Below are 19,982 nucleotides of genomic sequence, written 5' to 3'. Positions count from 1 at the left end.
CAACATCAGGAAAGCCGGTCAGTCGGCCGCCGCGCGGAACGGTCCGGTGATCTCGAAGGTGATGCCGCTGCGGTCACGCCCGGTGACGCCACGACGGGACGAGAGATACAGCCGGGTGCCGTCCGGGCTGAACGCGGGACCGGTGATCTCGGAACCGCGGTGCCCGGGCAGGCGCAGGAACGGTGCGGCCTCGCCGGCCGACGTGATGAGCGTCAGCGCCGGCTCGCCACGCCCCGCCGCGACGAACAGATCCCCCGAACGGGCGGCGGTGAGCTGGCCGATCGACGTCGGCGGCGTCCCACCGAAGATGGCTGTCCCACCGGAGACGGCTGTCCCACCGGAGACGGTGCGTAGCGCCCACAGCCGCCCGTCGCCCCGGGTCGTGACGTAGCAGACGCCGTTGGCGTACCAGCAGCCCGCGGCCCGGTCGAAGGCGCGCGCGTCGCGGGCCTGGCGGCGGGTGGCGCGAGGGAAGCCGTCCGGGTCCGTCACCCGGGCCCAGCGCACGTGGTCGGGGCCCGCGCCCGGATCGCCGACCAGAACCTCGAGGCTGCCGCGGGACAGATCACCCCACCGGTCGGGACGGAACCGGTACAGGCAGCCGTCCGACCGGTCCTCGGTCAGGTAGAGCACGCGGTCGTCGGGATCGCAGGCCACGCCCTGATGGGCGAAGCGGCCCAGCGCCGGGCGGCCCACCGCCGCCCGGGAGCCGTCCGGGTACACCTCGTATACTCGGCCGGCGAAGAGGCCCTCACAGACCAGCCAGGTGCCCCACGGCGTGGCGCCGCCGGCGCGCGGCTGGGTGATGCCGTGCAGGACACGCTCCGCGGATGCCACGGAGCCGTCCGGTCGCAACCGCAGGGCCGAGGCGCCGCCGCCGAACGTCACTCCGGAGTTCGCGACATAGGTCCACCCGCCCCCCGCACCGGGCAGGCATCCGCCGCCGCACGGACCATCCGGCCAGACGTAGTCCGTCGAGGCGACCTGGACCCGGCAGTGAGCGAGGATCCGGCTGGTGAAACCCGCGGGCAGCGCCACGCCGAACCGGTCCGCCGCGCGCGGTGACCCGTATGGGCCAGGCCCTGGGTGGGTGAGCGCCCGGCTCGTGGCTGACGCACGAGCAGCCGCGGCCCTGGGCGCCGCGGAGGAGTCGGAGAAATCGGAGGAGTCGGAGGAGTCGGAGGAACGGTTGCAGGCGGCGGCGGTGCCGGACAGTGCGGCGGCGCCGAGGGCCGCCGCCGTCGAGCGCAGCACCATTCGTCGGTCCATGACGTCGCGTCCCTCCCGAGCTCGGTCCATCAGCCTAGGGTCACGCGGGCTGCGCGTCGGGTAACACGACGTCGGAGCGTGCCGTCGATCTCACCGCGCGCTGATCCCCGGGGTGGCCCGGTAGGGACGGGCGGTGGAGCGGTCATGGCAGGCTGTCGAAACGATGGACGACACCACGCATCGGCGGTTCAACCCCCTCACCGGCCGTTGGGTCCTGGTCTCACCGGGCCGCGTCCGCCGGCCCTGGCGCGGCGGACAGGAGGCGCCCACCCCACCCCCGGCCGTCCCCTTCGACCCGACCTGCGAGCTGTGCCCCGGCAACGAGCGCGCCGGCGGCACCTCCAACCCCGACTACCAGGGCACCTACGTCTTCACCAACGACTACCCGGCCCTGCGCCCCCCGTCGGACGACGAGGTCCCGCCCGAGCCCGACCCCGCGGGGACAGGCCTGCTGCGCCGCGCGGCGGCCCACGGCACCTGCCGGGTGATCTGCTTCGGGCCGGACCACGGCCGCGGGCTGGTGGACATGACCCACGTCGAGGTCCGCTCCGTCGTCGACACCTGGGCGGCGCAGGACGCCGAGCTCGGCGCGCGCTGGCGCTGGGTGCAGATCTTCGAGAACCGGGGCACTGCCATGGGCGCGTCGAACCCGCATCCCCACGGCCAGGTCTGGGCCTGCGACGCGCTGCCCGACGAGGCCGCCGTCGAGGACACCCACCAGCGGGAGCACTTCGCCCGCTCCGGCAGTTCCCTGCTGCTCGACTACCTGCGCACCGAACTCGTCGCCGGGGAACGGATCGTCCTCAACGAGGAGGACTGGGTGGTCGTCGTGCCGTTCTGGGCGATGTGGCCGTTCGAGACGCTGCTGTTGCCTCGGCGCCCGGTGAGCCGGCTCGCCGACCTCGACCCCGCCCAGCGCGACGGCCTGGCGCACGTCCTCGGCCGGCTGCTCGCCGGCTACGACGCCCTGTTCGCCCATCCGTTCCCGTTCTCGATGGGCTGGCACGGCGCCCCCGGACCGCACCCCGCGCCCACGCCGCCCACGCCGCCCATGCCGTCCGACCGGCGCCCGGAGACGGTCTGGCAGCTGCATGCCCACTTCTACCCGCCGCTGCTGCGCTCGCCCACGATCCGCAAGCACGTCGTCGGCTACGAGATGTTCGCCGAGGTGCAGCGCGACCTCACCCCGGAGGATGCCGCCATCCGGCTGCGTACGGTCATGTCGGCGTCCTGGGACAGTGTGGTGACCCTGCCGCCCACGGCCGCCACGGCCCTGCCGGGCAGCCCGCTGCATCTGCGCCCCTCGTGACGCCCGTGCTCCACCTGACGGCGGCCGACCGCGCGGTGCGGGCGTTCGTCGCCGCCTACGGCCATCGGCCCACCCACCTGGTCCGCTCGCCGGGACGGGTCAACCTCATCGGCGAGCACACCGACTACAACGACGGCCTGTGCCTGCCGATGGCGATCGACCGGGAGCTGTGCATCGCGCTGCGCGGCGACGACGACCAGACCGCCGGCGACCCGTGCGTGCGGCTGGAGTCGGAGCGGGAACCCCTCCCGGCCGTGGTGCCGCTGCCGCCGCCGGCGCCCGACACGCCCCCCGGTGGCCGGGCCGCCGGCTGGGCCCGCTACGTCGAGGGCGTGGCGGTCGCGGTCGAGACCGTGGGGAGGCAGGTGGGCTGGCACGGCGCGCTCGCCAGCGACATCCCGCCCGGGGCGGGGCTGTCATCGTCGGCGGCTCTGGAGCTCGCCGTCGCCGTCGCCGCCACGAGCCTCGCCGGGGCCGTGCCACCGCTGGTGACGCTCGCGACGCTCGCGCAGCGGGCGGAGAACGCGTGGGTGGGCGCGGCGACCGGCCTGCTCGACCAGCTCGCCTGCGCCGGTGGCGTCGCCGGGCACGCGCTGCGCGTCGACTGCCGGACCCGCGAGGTCACCCCGGTGCCGCTGCCGGCCGGGATCGCCGTCGTCGTCCTCGACACCGGCACCCGCCGGCAGGTCGTGACCAGCGCGTACGCGCAGCGCCGCGCCGAGTGCGAGCGGGCGGCGCGGGCGTTCGGCGTCCCGGCCCTGCGCGAGCTCACGCGCCTGCCGGATCGCGCCGCGGGCGTCGTGGACCCGGTGGCGCTGCGGCGCGCGGCGTTCGTCATCGCCGAGAACGCCCGGGTCGACGCGGTGGCCGAGGCCTTCGCCCGCGGGGACGCCGCCGAGGCGGGACGGCTGCTGCTGGCGGGTCACCGGGGGCTCCGCGACGAGTTCGAGGTGTCCGGGCCGGAGCTGGACGCGGCGGTGGCGGCAGCCGCGGCGGCACCCGGCTGCTTCGGTGCCCGGATGACGGGCGGCGGGTTCGCCGGGTGCGCCGTGGCGCTCGTCGAGCGGGATCGGCTCGCCGCATTCACGGAAGCGTTCACACCCGCCTATTCCGCCCGCACCGGTCGTAGCCCCGTGCTACATGTGTGTTCGGCGGTCGCCGGCACGTCCATCACCGTTCTCGGCTAGCCGCTGCCTCGCCTGCCCGATCGACGCTTTTCCGCCCGGCGGTGTGCTGTTCTGGCCCGGTATCGGGGAGCTTGATGGCAAGCGGGCTACCATGTCCGCTCTGACCGGGCCGAGATGAGGAGTTGAGAGGCCGGTGTCCGTGCTGGGCTGGGTGCGCGACGGGTTGTCGGGGCGCGGTCGCCGCCGGCATGCGGTGGCGGTCGCCGTCGTGGTTCTGGTCGGGCTGGTCGGGATCGTGGCGGCGGCCCTGCCGTCGTCCTCGTCCGCGACCACCGCGGCGAGCGTCGCCGCGGCTCTCGCCCCGACGGCTCTCGCCCCGACGGCTCTCGCCCCCACGGCTCTCCTCCCCACGGCTCGCGCCGCGGCGCCGGCGGCCGCCGGGAACCCCGCGCCCGACCTGCCCCGAGTGGGTGACGTGCCCCAGGCCGAGACCGACCCAGCGCTCCCCTCGACGGCCGCCACCCAGACGCCCGCCGCCACCCGGATGCCCGCCGTTCCCGGCAGCCCGGCCACGGCCGGGCCTGCGGGCGGGCAGGGCGGCGGTGTCGATCCGACGCGTCGGCTGACATCAGGGCGCACCTACGAACTGCATTCCGATCTCTGGCTGACGCCCGAGTTCCGCGGCGCCCCCCGGCCGCTGGTGATCATGCTGCATGGTCTGGTGAACACGGCGGACAGCCTGCGTGAGGCGTCTGCCGCCGACCCGTTCGCCGACACGCACGGCTTCGCGGTGGCGTACGGCGTCGCCGTGCGCGGCGCGTGGAACGCGGGCGGCTGCTGCGGCGACGCGACCGCGGGCGACGTCGACTACATCCGTCAGATCGTCGACGACGCCGCCCGCCACGTCCCCGTGGACCGCTCCCGCGTCTACGTCTGGGGTTTCTCCAACGGCGGCATGCTTGCCGCCAGGATCGCCTGCGAGGCACCGGATCTGGTCGCCGCCGTCGGTATGGTCGGCGGCCAGGTGATGGCGTCCTGCCCGACCGTGCCCGTCCGCATGCTGCACATCCACGGCACCGCGGACACGACGGTGCCCTGGCGCGGTGGCTGGTCGGACTATCTGCACATGAACCTGCCTGACGGCGAGACCGAGGCCAGCCGTTTCGCTCCCGGTTCCGAGATCCGCCACCAGCTCTGGGACGGCGGCCACACCTGGCCCTGGTGGGCTGTCGGCGCCCTGTGGGATTTCTCGTCGCCTGCCTCGCTGGCCGCCGTCGGCCGCGGCGGAATCGTCTCGGTGCTGTCCGCGCCGCTTCCCTAGGACGCCCCAGCCTCCTGACCTCCTTCGTCCATGCCGTGGATGAATGCGTCGAGGTCGATGGTGGTGAGGGTGGGTGGTGTGGTCGAAAGACCCCGGTCTGGCCTGGATGATCACCGCAAGGGCGAGAAACCGTGTTACCGCGGGAACACGCGGCCCCGGCCGCCTACCCGGCCTGGACCGACAGCGATGGGCGCGGTGACGAGCGCGAGGGTCGAGGGGCTGTGTGCCCGCGAGGACGCACGACCCGGCCGACTGCCGAACCAGCCCGGCGACCTGGCCCGGCGAGCCGCGGGCCAGGTCGGCGGTCAGCCCAGCAGCGTGTCGATCGCGCGGTAGACCCGCTCCTCGGAGATGGGGTAGGGCGTGCGCAGGTTCTGCGCGAACAGGCTGACGCGCAGCTCCTCCAGCATCCACCGCACCCGGCGGATCTCCTCGCCCGGAGCGCGACCCGCGGGCACGGTCGCCAGCAGCTCCCGGTAGGCCTCCGCGGCGCGGGCGACGGTGGCCGTGTTGACGCGGTCGCGGTTCGGGTCGCGGGGGAGCCGCTCCAGCCGGCGCTGCAGCGCGGTCAGGTAGCGGGTCAGGTCGGCGAGCCGGTCGGTGCCGGTGTCGGTGACGAAGCCGCGGTAGATCAGCCCGTCGAGCTGCCGGCGGGCGTCGGCGACCGAGTCCGCCAGCACCGGCGCGCGCACGGCCCGCAGGGCCAGGTCGACGGTGTGCGCGAGCCCGAGGACGTCCTGCACCTCGCGGACGACGGCGAACGACGCCTCGGGCAGCCCGGCGCGCACCGCTGCGAGCAGCGTGGCGAAGGCTGCCTCATCCCAGGCGGGGCCCCCGCCGGCGGCGATCAGCCGGTCGGCGGCGGCGCGGACGCAGTCGTCGAGCAGGTCGGCGGCGTCGCGGTGCGGGTTGTTGCTGAGCGCGAGTTTCGCCGCGTTGGACAGCCGCCCGTTGAGGCCGCGGATCGGTGAGGGGACGCCGAGCAGCACCAGCCGCCGGGTGCCGGCCCACATGGCGGTGCGCTGCTCCGCCTCGGTGTCGGTGGCGCGCACGGCGACGGTGTCGCCCTCGTCGACGAGCGCGGGGAAGGCGCGTACCACGTGGGCGCCGCGGCGCAGCTCGACGACCTTCGGCAGGGTGCCGATGCCGTCCCAGGCACGCAGGCCGGTCCGCTCGACACCATCCGCCGCGGCGGCGACGGCCTCCCGGGTGCGCGGCCGCAGCCGCTGCTTGATGGCGTCGAGGTCCTTGCCCTCGGCGAGCATCTCGCCGCGGCCGCCCTCGACCCGGAAGGTGATCCGCAGATGGTCGGGGACGGCGGTCAGCGACCAGGAGTCGCGGGGGATCTCCGGGCCGCCCATCCGCCTCAGCTCGTGCTCTACCGCGAGGAGCAACGGCGTGCCGGCGTCCGGTGAAATGCGGGAGAGCACCGTGCGGGCGTAGTTCGGCGCGGGGACGAAGCTGCGTCGCACCGCCTTCGGCAGCGCCCGGATCAGCGCCGTCACCAGCTCCTCGCGCAGCCCCGGCACCTGCCATTCGAACCCGGCCGGATCGACCTGGTTGAGCACGGCCAGCGGGATGTGCGCGGTGACACCGTCGGCGGCCGCTCCGGGCTCGAACTGGTAGGTCAGCGGCAGCGTCAGCGCGGGGCCGAGGCGCCAGGTGTCCGGGTAGTCGGTCTCGGTGACCCCGCCCGCGCCGGCGGCGACGAGCAGCGCGGGGGTGAAGTCGAGCAGGTCGGGGGTGTCCCGGCGGGCCCGGCGCCACCAGGCGTCGAAGTGGCGGGCGGAGACGACGTCGGCGGGGACACGGTCGGCGTAGAAGGCGAACAGCGTCTCGTCGTCGACGACGATGTCGCGGCGGCGCGCCCGGTGCTCCAGCTCCTGCGCGTCGGCGAGCAGCTGCTGGTTGCGGCGGAAGAACTCGTGCCGGGTCTGCCAGTCTCCCTCGACGAGGGCGTGGCGCAGGAACAGCTCGCGGCACAGCGCCGGCTCGATCCGGCTGTACTGGACGGGACGGCCCACCACGATCGGCACCCCGTACAGCGTCACGCGCTCGTCGGCGAGCACCGCTCCCTGCCGCCGTGACCAGCGCGGTTCGCTGTAGGTGCGGTGCACCAGATGGCCGGCCAGCGGTTCGATCCAGTCCGGGTCGAGGCGTGCCGCGGTGCGGCCCCACAGCCGGGACGTCTCGACGAGCTCCGCGGCCATCACCCAGGCCGGCGGTCCGGACGGGCGCTGCTTCGGCGCGTCCGATCCGTCGCGGACGGTCTGGTCGGTGGTGGCGGTGCGGGCTGCGCGGCGGGCCAGCGCCGAGCCCGGCCACAGGGCGAACCGGCCGCCGCGGGCGCCGGCGTACTCGCGTCGCTCGGAGTCGTACCGGCCGATGTGCGAGAGCAGGCCGGTGAGCAGCGCCCGGTGCACCGCCCGCGGGTCGGCCGGGGCGGCGTCGGCGTCACCGACGGCGAGCTTCAGCTCCCGGGCGACGGCGCGCAGCTGGCCGTGGACGTCCTGCCATTCGCGGATGCGCAGGTAATTGAGGAACTCCGTGCGGCACAGCCGGCGGAACTGGTTCGCCGAGTGCTCCTCGCGGGCGTCGCGCAGGTACGTCCACAGGTTCAGGTAGGCCAGGAAGTCCGACGTCGGGTCGGCGAAGCGGGCGTGGCGCTCGTCGGCGGCCTGCTGGTGTTCCACCGGGCGTTCCCGCGGGTCCTGGATGGCCAGCGCCGCGGCGATGACCAGCACCTCGCGCAGGCAGCCCTGCTCGTCGCCGGCGAGCACCATCCGGGCCAGCCGCGGGTCGACCGGGATCCGCGCCAGGCGCCGCCCGAGCGCGGTGATGCGCCGCCGGGCGCCGTCCGCCGCCCGCGTGTCCGTGCCGGTTCCGGTGCCAGTGCCGGTGTCGGTGCCAGTGCCGGTGTCGGTGTCGAACGCGCCGAGTTCGGTGAGCAGCAGCTCGCCGTCGTTGATCTGGCGGGGGTCGGGCGGGTCGAGGAAGCCGAACGTCGCCATCTCGCCGAGCCCCAGGTCGGCCATCCGCAGGATGACCGAGGCGAGGTTGGTCCGCAGGATCTCCGGGTCGGTGAACTCGGGTCGCCCGGTGAAGTCCTCCTCGCTGTACAGCCGGACGCAGATGCCGTCGGCGGTGCGGCCGCAGCGGCCCTTGCGCTGGTTCGCCGACGCCTGCGACACCGGCTCGATCGGCAGCCGCTGCACCTTCGTCCGATGGCTGTACCGGGAGATGCGGGCGGTGCCCGGGTCGATGACGTAGTGGATGCCGGGCACGGTCAGCGACGTCTCGGCGACGTTGGTGGCGAGCACCACCCGCCGTCCGGTGTGCGGCTGGAAGACCCGGTGCTGCTCGCCGGCGGACAGCCGGGCGTAGAGCGGGACGATCTCGGTGAGCGGCCGCTGCTCGCGGGTCAGTGCCTCGGCGGTGTCGCGGATCTCCCGCTCGCCGCTGAGGAACACCAGGATGTCGCCGGGGCCCTCGGCGCACAGCTCGTCGACGGCCTCGCTGATCGCCTGCGTCTGGTCGCGCTCGACCTCGCTCTCGCCGTCGGCCGCCGCCAGCAGCAGCGGGCGGTAGCGGACCTCGACCGGGTAGGTGCGCCCGGACACCTCGATGACCGGGGCGTCGCCGAAGTGGGCGGAGAAGCGGGCCGTCTCGATCGTCGCCGAGGTGATGACGACCTTCAGGTCGGGGCGGCGCGGCAGCAGTGAGCGCAGGTAGCCGAGGATGAAGTCGATGTTGAGGCTGCGCTCGTGCGCCTCGTCGATAATGAGCGTGTCGTAGCGGCGCAGCGACCGGTCCGAGGAGATCTCGGCGAGCAGGATGCCGTCGGTCATGAGCTTGATCAGGGTGTCGTCGTGCACCTGGTCGGTGAAGCGGGTCTGGTAGCCGACGACGCCGCCGCCGGTCTGCGGCGCCGGGGTGGAGAGCTCCTCGGCGATGCGGTCGGCGACCGTGCGCGCGGCGATGCGCCGTGGCTGGGTGTGGCCGATCATCCCGCGCACGCCGCGGCCGAGCTCCAGGCAGATCTTCGGCAGCTGGGTGGTCTTGCCCGAGCCGGTCTCGCCGGCGACGATCACGACCTGGTGGTCGCGGATCGCGGCCAGGATCTCGTCCCTGCGCTGCGTGACGGGCAGGATCTCGGGGTAGGTGATCGCCGGCACACGGGCGCGCCGGCGTTCGACCCGGGCGGCCGCGCGCTCGACGTCCGCCGCGATCGACTGCAGGGCATGGGCGCGCGCCGCCGGTTCCCGGGTGCGCCGGTGGTCGGCGAGACGCCGGCCCAGCCGGTGGGCGTCGCGAGGGGCCAGCTCCGCGAGCCGGTCCCGCAGCTCGTCAACCCGCTCCAGGCGGTCGGGCTCCAGGCGGTCGGGGACGACGGGGGACGCGGGCGGCGGAGGATTCACGGGGTTTCCTTCCACACGCGGTCCAGCCTAGGGCACGCCCGCGCGGTCGAGGCCGCGCGCGAAGACGGGCGATACCGGCCATCGGAGCGCCGCGGCCTGTACCGTGCGACCTGTTCGCCGGGGAGGACGGAGCCACAGTGGTGACGGACCTGGACGATGCCTCGCCGGGAGAGCGGTGCGCGGGGCGGTTCGGCGGGATCGGGCCGGGGGCCGTCGACGGCGCGGGCGTGACGGACACCGCCTTCGGAGCCGCGGCGCTGGAGCTCGGGCGGGCGTCGATCGAGCCCGGCCGGGCCTACCAGGCGCTGGAGCGGGTCATGGCCGGGGTGCTGGTCGCGATGCGCGGGGTCGCCTGCGGGCTGAGCGTGTTCTATCTGTTCGTCTGGGACTGGTACGACACCCATCCGGCGGCCGCCGCGATGGTCGTCGCGGCCGTCACCTGGGACATCGTCTTCTGCGTAATCAGCCTGCGGCGCGGGGTCGGCCGCCCGCTCGCCGCGGTGAGCGTCGCCCTGGCGCTGGCCCTCGCCCTGACGGCGCGGGACTGGCTGCCGCCCGAGTCGGTGGGGGACACCGGGAACTTCGTGTTCCTCGCCGCGATCAACGGTGCCGCGGCGGCCGTCTGGGCCTTCCCGCCGGCTGTCGCGGCGGGCCTGGTGCTGCTGCTCGGCGGCGGTGCCCTCACGGGCGGCTGGGGGCACTTCCCTCAGGCCATCGCCGACACGGTGGTCCTGGTGATCACGCCAGGCCTGTTCGGCCTGTCGGTCGGCCGGCTGCGCGAGATCGCCCACACGGCGGACCGGCGCTGGGCCAACGTAGTGGCCCGCCACCGCGGGGAGGCGGTCGTCCTCGCCGTCGCCCGCGACCGCCGGGAGCGGGAACGGATCATCCACGACACGGTGCTCAACACACTGACCGGCATCGCCTGGGGCGGTGGACGGGACGTGGAGCTCGCCCGGCGCCGATGCGGGCAGAGCCTCGTCGCGGTGGAGGGGCTGCTCGATCCGGACGGTCTCGGCGGCCCATCGATCAACGAGCGGCTCGCTGAGGTCGTCGGGGAGGCCGCCGGGCGCGGGTTGATCATCACCCTCGACACCGGCGGCGGCGGGACCGGCGGCGGGACTGGCGGTGGCGGGACGGGCGGCGGCGGGATCGTCGAGCCGCCGGCCGTCGTCGTCGCGGCGTTCGCGGGAGCCGTGCGGGAGGCGCTGGCGAACGTCGAGCGGCACGCGGGCACCCGGCGGGCCCGGGTGCGGGTGGACGGTGGCCCGGATGTGCTGATCGTGCGGGTGTCCGACAGCGGGCGTGGGTTTGATCCGCGCCTGGTCGACCCGGCGCGCCTCGGGCTGCGCCGGTCCATCGCCGGCCGGCTCGAGGACGTCGCCGGGACCGTCACGATCACGTCGGCGCCGGGCGCCGGCACGACCGTCGACCTGCGCTGGCAACGTCCGGTACGGCCGGCGGACGCGGCCTGTCCCGGGGTCGGTGAGGGCCCGCCGCGTGCGCTGCGCCGGCGCGTCACCGCCCTGCTCATCGGCGCCGGCACCGACGTCCCAGGCGGGGCGCGGGGTGGGTTCGTGCCGGACCGGCGCGGGGTCACGGCGATCGCGGCCGACCTGGTGGCCGACTACGCGGCCGGGGTGCGGCGCGCGGTCGGGCACGTCGCCGGCCTCTGGTTGTTGATCATGCTTGCGCCCCTGGTCGCGACGCTCGGCTGGGTGCGGGTGCCGCTGTTGGCCGGCGCGCTGTGGACGGCACTGGCGGCCCTGATCGTGGTCACCGCCGTGCGGATCCGCACCCGGCCGCTGTCCGGTGCCGAGGCGGGTGGGCTGCTCGTGGCGAGCCTGGCGATCGCGGTGGTCGCCAGTGAGAACTCCCGCGGAGCGGACATCGTCCGCATCGCCGACTGGCCGCTGCTGGTCGTGCCGCTGCTGCTCGCGTTCATCACCGCCTCCCGGCCGACGCGGGAGTGGGTCGGCGCACTCGCCGCCACGATCGTGCTGTTCGTCGGCCTGGTCCTCGCCCGGGATCCGGGCAGTCCGCTGGTGCTCGCCCGACTCGGCTCCACCCTCTACGGCACCTGCGCCGTGCAGATCATCACGGCGATGCTCGGGCCGCTGTTGCGCGGCACGGCCGTCGCGACCGCGCGCACCCTCGCCGCCGAGGCGGAGATCGCCGCGCACGCCGACTCGGCGTCGATGATCCGCCGGGAGCGGCTCGCCTGGCTGGGCGCCGTCCAGCGCGACGCGCTTCCGCTGCTCGCGGGGGTCGTCGACGGCCGGCTTGATCCGCGGACGCCGGCGGTGCGCAGCGGGTGTGCGGTGCGGGCCGCGGCGATCCGGCGGATGCTGACCGGCGGCGGTCCGTCGTCGGCGCTCGCCGACCTCGACCCGGTGCTCGCGGATGCCGAGGGGGCGGGGATCGGCCTGGTCGTCCAGCGGGACGGTGACCTGCGGACGGCGCCGGCGGCGGTGCGCGTGGCGCTGGCCGACCGGGTCGGCGAGGTGCTCGCCGCGGCCCAGGGCGGGCGGGCGTTCGTCACGGTGCTGTGGGCGGCGTCGGGCGGCAGCGTCGTCGTGGGGATGCCCTGGCCCGACCGGGCCCCGCCGACGGTGTCCGCCCCGGCCACGGATCCTCTGGCGGAGCTCCAGGTCCACGTCGAGGTGGCCGACCGGTGGCTCAGCCTCGAGCTGACCTGGGCCTCGAGCTGACCTGGGCCTCGAGCTGACCTGGGCCTCGAGCTGACCTGGCCGGTGGCGAGCCGGCCGGGTGCTACAGCTCGTTGACGATGCGCCGGAGCAGGTCGGGCGTCTCGCCGGGGGTCGTGCTGTCGACGCTGAGGCGGTTGTAGACCTCCATGTAGCGGTCCACCTCCTCGCGCTTGTCCAGGTAGGACGAGCTGGTCAACTGCTCCAGGTAGACGACGTCGGGCAGGTCCATCTCCGGGAACCGCAGGATGGTGAACGCGCCGCCCTCGGCCGCGTGGCCGCCGAAGGCGAACGGCATCACCTGCAGGGTGAGGTTCGGCAGGTCGGAGATCGTGATCAGATGCTCGATCTGGGCCCGCATCACCTTCGGACCGCCGATGGGCCGGCGCAGCGCCGCCTCATCGACGACTACCCACAGTCGCGGAGGGTTGTGGCGATAAAGAAGTTTTTGCCGATTGACGCGAACGCTGACCCGCCGCTCGACCGTGTCCACCGGCAGGCCGCCGCCACCCTGCGCGATGATGGCGCGGGCGTAGTCCTCGGTCTGGAGCAGCCCGGGAATGAACTGCACCTCGTATGTTCGGATCAGTTGCGCCGACTCCTCCAGCCCGACGTAGGGCTGGAACCAGGACGGCAGGACATCATTGAAGTTCTGCCACCAGCCGGCCGTGTTCGCCTCCCGGACGAGCGACAGCAATGGCGCCCGCTCAGCTTCGTCCGTGACCTGATAGAAGGTTAGGAGGTCGGCGACGTCCCGTTCTTTGAAGCTGACTCGCCCCAGCTCCATCCGGCTGATCTTCGACTCGGACGCACGGATGTGGTATCCCGCGGTCTCTCGGCTGATGCCCTTCTCCTCGCGAAGTCGACGGAGCTGGGAGCCGAGCAGGATCCGACGAACCGTCGGCCCACTTCCCGGCTGAGCTGTCGTCACGGTCGGCCCCCTCGCCATCGGTCAACGCAAGAGTATGACATCTGATCTTCTGGATCCCGTTACGTCTCTGGTTCTCATGTCTGATCGGCTGTCGCTTGTTTAGCGTAGTGAGGGTTATTTGTATACTCGCTCACCGAGAGTGGGTGGCAGGGGAGTCTCGCCGCCGGAGTCGGATAGCCGCCCGCGGCCCGCGGGCCCGCTCGGTCGTCACACTCGGTGGTTCCGATCGTTCGGAGTGTTTGCGGCGGCCGGCCCGGCGAACCCGCCGCGCGTCATCTCGCCGTTCCGTTCCGTTGTCCGTCGCCCTCACCTCTTCTCCGGTTGTTTCGCCGTCCGAGCGGATCCGCGGCTCCGATTCCACCTGACGCCGCCGGGCGGGAGGAGTGCACGGCGGCCCACTCGGGTAGGTCCGCGCCGGTCGCGCCGGCGGCGAGGCTCGCGGGTGGCAACCGGTATGGGCCCCGGCGGCATCGGTCCGCCGGCCGTCTGGCCGGGTCGCCGGGCCGCGCCGGCGTGGGCGCCGAGGGTCCGTGTCGTGCGATGTCCTCCTGTGCGGTGTGGCGATGGGCCCTTGTTGCGTTATGTCCGTGGCAGCCGGGCGGCGTGATGCCCGACGTGTCGGACTCTGAACTTTTACACCAGTGGGGTACCTCTGGCGGGAGTCCCCGTGGGGCTCGCGAAGCTCGCGGGGAGAGGTCCCCGGTCGGCCCGGGCGGCATTCCCGCTCGTTAGGGGCCCTGTCCGTCGGCTTTGTCCGTTCTTGTCGCGGCCTGGAGGCTGCCGGCCGATGCGCGATTTCCCACTTTATGGATTTTCGTCGCTTATTCGGTGTCCCCTTCGGGCTATCGCGCGTCGTGCGCGGGCTTCCTCCTGTCGCGTGCCGGGTGCCGCCGGCGGGCCTGGACCCCCGGTCTGGACCCCCGGTCTGGACCCCCGGTCTGGACCCCCGGTCTGGACGCCCGGCCTGGACTCCCGGCCGGACCGCCGCCGTGGCGATAGGTCTGGCTGCCAACGACGATCGCACGTGAGGTTGTCTCACGCACATGCGCCCCGCTTGATGCACGTGCACCTGACCGTGCTGTATCGTGAGCCGAAGTTCGTGCAGGCGCACACGCGGACACGCCGGGCGGGGCTGGCGGGGCGGTCCCCTCGGCATGATCCACGGGGGTCCATCGCGGCGCGGCGGTGCGGCAGGCGGACTGCGTGAGGTGAGGGGTCGTCCCGGTGCGGCCTCCTCGGGCTTCGGGAGAGCGCATGAGCATGATTTACAGCGGCATGTCGGCGGCGGCGCTGGAGCGCGTCACCTGGCAGAAGAGCCGCCGGAGCAACTCACAGGGCAACTGTGTCGAGATGGCGAGGCTGCCCGGCGACGAGGTGGCCGTGCGCAACTCCCGCCACCCCAACGGCCCCGCGCTCGTCTACACCCGGGCGGAGATCGAGGCGCTGATACTCGGCGCCAAGGACGGCGACTTCGACAACCTCCTGCAGTAGCCGACTCCCGTCATGGTCCTGCTGACTCCGGTCGTCCCGTCGAGACAGGCGCGTGCCATGGCGGTCACGGATCCGACGTCGCACATCGACGTCGGCCTGGCCGCCGGCCTGCCCGATCGGATGGACACGCGGCGCAACGAGGCCCGCACCGTCCCTTCCCGAACCAGCCCGCCCTCGCGGTCGACGGTCGCGTTCGCGTGCCTGCCGGCTTCCCGGACCGGAGACAGCATGCCCACGCCGCCCACGGAACGGATCTTCAGTTCTGGGGATCTCCCCCTGCTTTCCCTGCCGGGCGCCGACGGGCTGATCACCTGTCAGTGGACGCACGAGACCGTCGGGCTGTCGGCGCCGCTGGAGGAGGGCGGCGACGCGATCGCCGAGCGCCGCCGGGCCCAGGTCGGCTTCGTCCTGGTGGAACCCGCGTGGCTCGTCCGGGCGGCGGCGGAGCGGGTGCGGGCGCCGGGGATCGACGCCATCGTCCTGCACGCCCACGCGAGCCCGCCCGGGCGCAGCGCGCTGGCGCTGGCCTTCGCCTCACACCTGCGCAACGTGCTGCGCCGGCCGGCCGGCGGCGTGGACCCCGCGCTGGGCAGCAACGTGGTCACCTCCGGGCTGCGCCCGGACCTGCGGGGATTCGGTGACCTGGTCCGCGTCCCCCACCTGGTGACGATCACCGACGGCACCGGCGCCGTCGCCGACACGATCGTCTGGGAGATCATGACGGGCGACCAGTTCGACGCCTGGCTGGACGGCGCCCCCCGGCCGGACCAGCGGGCCATCGAGGCACATCTGCCGGGTCTGCTGCGGCTGCGCGGCCTGCAGCGGCTGGGCCGGCTGGACCATCGGCGAGCCGGTGCCCTCGTCGACATGCTCGGTGACGGCCCGCTGACGACCCGCCTGATCCATCGCTTTCCCCGCGTGGTCCTCCCGTTGGCCGCCGCGGCCTGAACCGGCCGGCGGACCCTCGGACCCACCACGGCCGGCCCGCAACGGCGCGGGCCGGCCGTGGTGCCCTGCCCTGCCGGACCCCGCGGGGAGCAGTGGGGGCTCCACGGGCCCGGCGGGGCTTCGTGTGTCCTTCTGTGTGCCGTGGCCCATCTGGGGAACCGCGATGCGCGACGGTTGTTCTGCGGCGCGCCTTCCACCACCAGACCGGCGTTCTGGGCCTATGGTCAGGCGCACCGGAACGCCGCTTTATGGGGAGAGTCGCGGATGACCGTATCGCTCGAGGATGCCCGCCGGATCATCGCGGCCGGCGAAAGATATGCGATTCACCTCGGTCAACCGGTTAACCTCGCCGTCGTCGACCATGCCGGCATTCTGGTGGCCCACGTCCGCATGGACAACGCCCGCCTGGGCACGGTCGACATCTCCGTCGACCGGGCCTGCGCCGCGCGGGCGTCGGCGCTGCCGTCGCGCCTGGTCAACCACACCGGGGGTGAGCTGGGCGGGGGCGAGCCGGGTGACGACGGATGGTTCCGGCCCTCGTCCGCCGCCGGTTCGGGGCTGACCGGGGCGGTCCCGCTGTGGCGCAACGGCCTGATCGTCGGTGCGGTGGGTGTCAGCGGCGGCCCCACGCCACACGACGAGGCGATCGCCCGAGCGGCGGCCGCGGCCTACTGACGCCCAAAACCCATCCGGTCCATCGCCGCCGAATCTCACACAATCAACGGATCGGCACCAAAAGGCCTGATCGGCCGTCTAGCTTGGTGGCGTGGGGAGCGTCACGGTCGGGCCGGCCGGATCGCGCCGAGCCCGCCGGCGAGTGCACACCCGGCGGGCGCTTCTCGCCGGCTTCGCCTGTCTGACGTTGGCATTCGCAGCTGTCGCATGCCACGTGACCAGCGACAACGCGGCCGCGGCGCCCAGCTGCGACGAGCCTGGTATCTCCCCGGGCGCCGTGCGCCTCGGACTCGTCTATCCCGACACCGGCAACTCGGCGTCGTTGTTCCAGTCCTTCCGTGCCGGGGTCGACGCGCGGCTCGGGATCGCCAACGCCGCGGGTGGGATCGACGGCCGGCGGGCCGACTACATCTGGCGGGATGACGCCTCGAACCCGCGGGGCAACGCGGCCGCCGCCCGCGACCTGGTCGCCAACCAGCACGTCTTCGGTCTCATCGAGTCGACCTCCGTGGCCACCGGCTCCGCGGCCTACCTGCATGGCCTGGGCGTTCCGGTGACAGGCACCTCCCTGGAGGCCGCCTGGACGCAGAACGACAACATGTTCAGCTACTCGAACATGATCTCGGATGGCCCGTCGGTGACCACCTGGGGGGCGTTCGTCGCCGAGCACGGCGGCCGCCGGGCGGTCATCGCCCAGTCGGGCTTCTCCGCGACCTCGGTCACCCTGGCCGACAAGCTGACGCTGAGCCTGCAGGCGGCCGGCGTGCGGGTGGTGGGCCGGGTCGACGCGACCGGGCCGATCGACGTGGCGGGCATCGGGGAGAGGGTGCGCGACAGCGGCGCGGACGTCCTCGTCGGCGCGGTGACCGGAGCCGCCTTCGGCCAGGTCGTCGTCGGCGCCCGCGCGGCCCGCGCGAACCTGCGCGTCATTCTCTCACCGGTCAGCTACGACCAGCGGCTGCTGCAGGTGTTCGGCCCGGTGCTCGCCGGCGTCTACACCTTCGTCGACTACCAGCCGTTCGAGGTCGACACCCCGGCGCACCGTCGTTTCCTCGCGGCCATGCGGCTGTACGCGCCGCAGGTGTCGCCGCCGGCGCAACAGGCCGCGCTCGCCGGCTGGATCTCCACCGACATGTTCCTGCGCGGACTCGCCGCCGCCGGTCCGTGCCCGAGCCGAGCGGCGTTCATCCATGGCCTGCGCGCCACCAAGGGGTATGACGCCGACGGGCTGCTGCCCGCCCCGATCGACTTCTCGTCGCATTTCGGGCAGGTGAACCGCTGCTATACCTTTCTCCAGGTCGACGCGGACGCGCGGCATTTCGACCTGATCCGCCCGGCGCCCCGGTGCGGCACCGAGCTCGGCCAGTGACCCGCCCACCGTGGGTGGTGGTGTGAGCGGCTCGGGCTCGCCGAGCTCCCCGTCTGGCGGACGGTCGGACTAGCATCTCGAGCGCGACGGAAAAACTGCGTACTTCGGTGGTCCGGTCCACGATCGTCCGTCCGGCGGTCGGCCTGGCCGGCCCGCCGCCCGAGCGTCCGGATGACCGCACCAGGAGATGCCAGTGAGTTCAACGCCCGTCAACGTCACCGTCACCGGCGCCGCCGGTCAGATCGGCTACGCGCTGCTGTTCCGCATCGCGTCGGGTCAGTTGCTGGGCGCGGACACGCCGGTCAGGCTGCGCCTGCTGGAGATCCCGCAGGCGGTCCGGGCCGCCGAGGGCACGGCCATGGAGCTCGAGGACAGCGCCTTCCCGGCCCTCGCCGGAGTGGACGTGTTCGACGACGCCAAGCGGGCGTTCGAGGGCACCAACGTCGCCCTGCTCGTCGGCGCCCGCCCCCGCACCAAGGGCATGGAGCGCGGCGACCTGCTCTCGGCCAACGGCGGCATCTTCAGGCCGCAGGGCGAGGCGATCAACAGCGGCGCCGCGGACGACATCAGGGTTCTCGTCGTCGGCAACCCGGCGAACACCAACGCGCTGATCGCCCAGACCCACGCGCCGGACGTGCCGGCCGAGCGGTTCACCGCGATGACCCGTCTCGACCACAACCGGGCGATCGCGCAGCTGGCCAAGAAGCTCGGCGTCCCGAGCAGCGAGATCAAGAAGATCACCATCTGGGGCAACCACTCGGCCACCCAGTACCCGGACATCTTCCACGCCCAGGTCGGCGGCCGCAGCGGCGCCGAGGCCGTCGGCGACGAGAAGTGGATCGCCGAGGAGTTCATCCCGCGGGTCGCCAAGCGCGGCGCGGAGATCATCGAGGTGCGCGGCGCCTCGTCGGCCGCCTCCGCCGCCTCGGCCGCCATCGACCACGTCTACTCCTGGGTGAACGGCACCCCCGAGGGGGACTGGACGTCGGCGGCGCTGCCGTCGGACGGCTCCTACGGCGTGCCCGAGGGGCTCATCTCCTCCTTCCCCGTCACCTCCGCCGGCGGCCGGTTCGAGATCGTGCAGGGACTCGAGCTCGACGCCTTCTCCCGCGAGAAGATCGACGCCTCGGTGCGCGAGCTCGCCGAGGAGCGGGAGGCCGTGCGGGCGCTCGGCCTCATCTGAGCCTCACCGGTACGGCGGCGTGCCCCCGCGCCGCCGTACCGGGCCGAACGGCCATGTGCGTGGACTAGAATGATCGGGTCGGCCGCACACTGGTTCGGGGGAACGTGTGACGCAGAGGCTCAGCGAGGCGGAGATCGAGGCGCTGGCTCGCTCCTACAGCACGCGCACGCGTGCCATCCAGCTGCTCGAACGCGCCGGCCTGTCGCGGGACCGCGCGCCGGTGTTCGTCGACTCGGCGCGTGACTTCTGGTTCGAGGTCGCCTTCGTCGTCGAGGCGGGCGCCATGATCGACGGCCGGGCCCGCATCCTCGCGACCGCCGCCCGTGACTACCCGGGCAATCCCGCCTTCTCCGCGGCGCGGGCGTCGCCTCGGCATGGCCAGCACACCGGCCCGGAGTTCGGCCCGGGGCAGCCGGTCGACCTGCCGCGTCACGTCAGTCTGTTCTCCCTCGACGCCCGCGGGTACAGCAAGAACGATCTGCACGGCCAGGGCGACTGGCAGGACGGCCTGCGTGAGATCGTCGCCGCGGCGCGGAAGAACACCGGTCTGGTGGATCACCTCGTCGTCCTGTTCCAGAACTCGGGGGACGGCTGCCTGTGCGCCATCGACGGCTCGGTGGCCAAGGCGATCCTCGCCAGCGACTTCGTCCGTGAGCTGCGGATCGCCCAGAAGGCGTTCAACCGGTACCGGCCGGCCGACAGCCGGCTCCGGCTGCGCATGTCGCTGCACCAGGGCGAGATCGTGTCGAAGGCGGACGGTGCCGCCGGCGACGCGGTCGTCGTGACCACCCGCCTCATCGACGCACCGGCCGTGCGCCAGTTCCTCACCGACTATCCGGAGGCCGACCTCGTCCTGGCGATGTCGCCCGCCTTCTTCGCCAGCACCGCCGCCGAGCGGCTGCGAGATCTCGACCCGGAGCAGTTCACCGAGATCCCGGTGTCGGTGTCCGACAAGTACGAGGGCGTCGCGTGGGTCACCCTGCCCGGCCACCCGGGCAATCCACCTGTCCTGTCCACGCCGCGCGCCGGCGGCCCGGTGCCGGCCGGGACGTTCGGGGCCCGGCGTTCGGGCGGCGACGGCCCGCCGCCCTTTCCCGGCCGCCTCGCCTAATGGGAGCTACCGGGTCGGCATAAGGCAGGCTCGGTGCCGGTAGCCGCCGGCTGGTGAGCACTCTCCTCGCCTGGGCCGAGTTCGAGTCCTTGCGTCAGATCGTGCCCCTGCCGGTGGTCGGG

13 protein-coding genes are annotated in these 19,982 nt (G+C 73.5%); 10 read left to right on the top strand and 3 right to left on the bottom strand.

All coding sequences use genetic code 11. The features are described 5' to 3' along the window. Window positions 1-18: 18 nt before the first annotated feature. Window positions 19-1,269, bottom strand: coding sequence for an alkaline phosphatase PhoX (locus AC6EXY_RS19255; RefSeq protein ID WP_101831235.1), 1,251 nt, complete (start codon window positions 1,267-1,269; stop codon window positions 19-21). A gap of 163 nt (window positions 1,270-1,432) precedes the next feature. On the opposite strand from AC6EXY_RS19255, the gene AC6EXY_RS19250 reads away from it, so the two are divergent. From AC6EXY_RS19250 to AC6EXY_RS19240, 3 genes are all read left to right on the top strand, one after another. Beyond that, the gene (locus AC6EXY_RS19250; RefSeq protein ID WP_499817682.1) at window positions 1,433-2,578 is read left to right on the top strand and encodes a UDP-glucose--hexose-1-phosphate uridylyltransferase; all 1,146 of its coding nucleotides are present in this window, start codon (window positions 1,433-1,435) and stop codon (window positions 2,576-2,578) included. A 14-nt stretch (window positions 2,579-2,592) separates the two neighbouring features. Beyond that, complete coding sequence (gene galK / locus AC6EXY_RS19245; RefSeq protein WP_499817692.1) at window positions 2,593-3,765, top strand: galactokinase; 1,173 nt, start codon at window positions 2,593-2,595, stop codon at window positions 3,763-3,765. Between the two features lie 133 nt (window positions 3,766-3,898). After that, window positions 3,899-5,026, top strand: a complete 1,128-nt coding sequence (locus tag AC6EXY_RS19240; protein ID WP_499817681.1) for a CE1 family esterase — start codon at window positions 3,899-3,901, stop codon at window positions 5,024-5,026. Between the two features lie 305 nt (window positions 5,027-5,331). Here AC6EXY_RS19240 and hrpA read toward each other — a convergent pair whose 3' ends face one another. Further along, on the bottom strand, window positions 5,332-9,387 hold the full coding sequence (gene hrpA / locus AC6EXY_RS19235) for an ATP-dependent RNA helicase HrpA (RefSeq protein ID WP_499817691.1): 4,056 nt from the start codon (window positions 9,385-9,387) through the stop codon (window positions 5,332-5,334). A gap of 197 nt (window positions 9,388-9,584) precedes the next feature. On the opposite strand from hrpA, the gene AC6EXY_RS19230 reads away from it, so the two are divergent. Continuing rightward, on the top strand, window positions 9,585-12,155 hold the full coding sequence (locus AC6EXY_RS19230) for a sensor histidine kinase (RefSeq protein WP_133150559.1): 2,571 nt from the start codon (window positions 9,585-9,587) through the stop codon (window positions 12,153-12,155). 61 nt (window positions 12,156-12,216) lie between these two features. On the opposite strand, the gene AC6EXY_RS19225 is transcribed toward AC6EXY_RS19230, so the two are convergent. Beyond that, a complete protein-coding gene (locus tag AC6EXY_RS19225) occupies window positions 12,217-13,083 on the bottom strand; it encodes a Sco1979 family transcriptional regulator (RefSeq protein WP_101830201.1) in 867 nt (288 codons plus the stop codon). Between the two features lie 1,254 nt (window positions 13,084-14,337). On the opposite strand from AC6EXY_RS19225, the gene AC6EXY_RS19220 reads away from it, so the two are divergent. From AC6EXY_RS19220 to AC6EXY_RS19195, 6 genes are all read left to right on the top strand, one after another. Continuing rightward, the gene (locus AC6EXY_RS19220) at window positions 14,338-14,574 is read left to right on the top strand and encodes a DUF397 domain-containing protein (RefSeq protein ID WP_101830200.1); all 237 of its coding nucleotides are present in this window, start codon (window positions 14,338-14,340) and stop codon (window positions 14,572-14,574) included. A 57-nt stretch (window positions 14,575-14,631) separates the two neighbouring features. After that, window positions 14,632-15,522 (top strand): hypothetical protein, encoded by an 891-nt coding sequence (locus AC6EXY_RS19215; RefSeq protein ID WP_243407163.1) that lies wholly within the window; start codon window positions 14,632-14,634, stop codon window positions 15,520-15,522. Window positions 15,523-15,663: 141 nt separating this feature from the next. Next, entirely contained in the window at window positions 15,664-16,197 is a 534-nt protein-coding gene (locus AC6EXY_RS19210) for a GlcG/HbpS family heme-binding protein (RefSeq protein WP_499817680.1), read from the top strand. Window positions 16,198-16,411: 214 nt separating this feature from the next. Then, on the top strand, window positions 16,412-17,566 hold the full coding sequence (locus tag AC6EXY_RS19205; protein WP_243407162.1) for an ABC transporter substrate-binding protein: 1,155 nt from the start codon (window positions 16,412-16,414) through the stop codon (window positions 17,564-17,566). Between the two features lie 193 nt (window positions 17,567-17,759). Further along, window positions 17,760-18,749, top strand: coding sequence for a malate dehydrogenase (locus tag AC6EXY_RS19200; protein WP_101830197.1), 990 nt, complete (start codon window positions 17,760-17,762; stop codon window positions 18,747-18,749). Between the two features lie 106 nt (window positions 18,750-18,855). After that, window positions 18,856-19,860: an effector-associated domain EAD1-containing protein gene (locus AC6EXY_RS19195; protein ID WP_101830196.1), complete on the top strand. Its 1,005-nt coding sequence runs from the start codon at window positions 18,856-18,858 to the stop codon at window positions 19,858-19,860. The last annotated feature ends 122 nt before the right edge of the window (window positions 19,861-19,982 follow it).

The sequence above is a fragment of the Frankia sp. RB5 genome (genome assembly GCF_059816245.1).
Note: the sequence above shows the minus strand (reverse complement) of the source record. Positions and strands in the feature narration are given on the sequence as shown.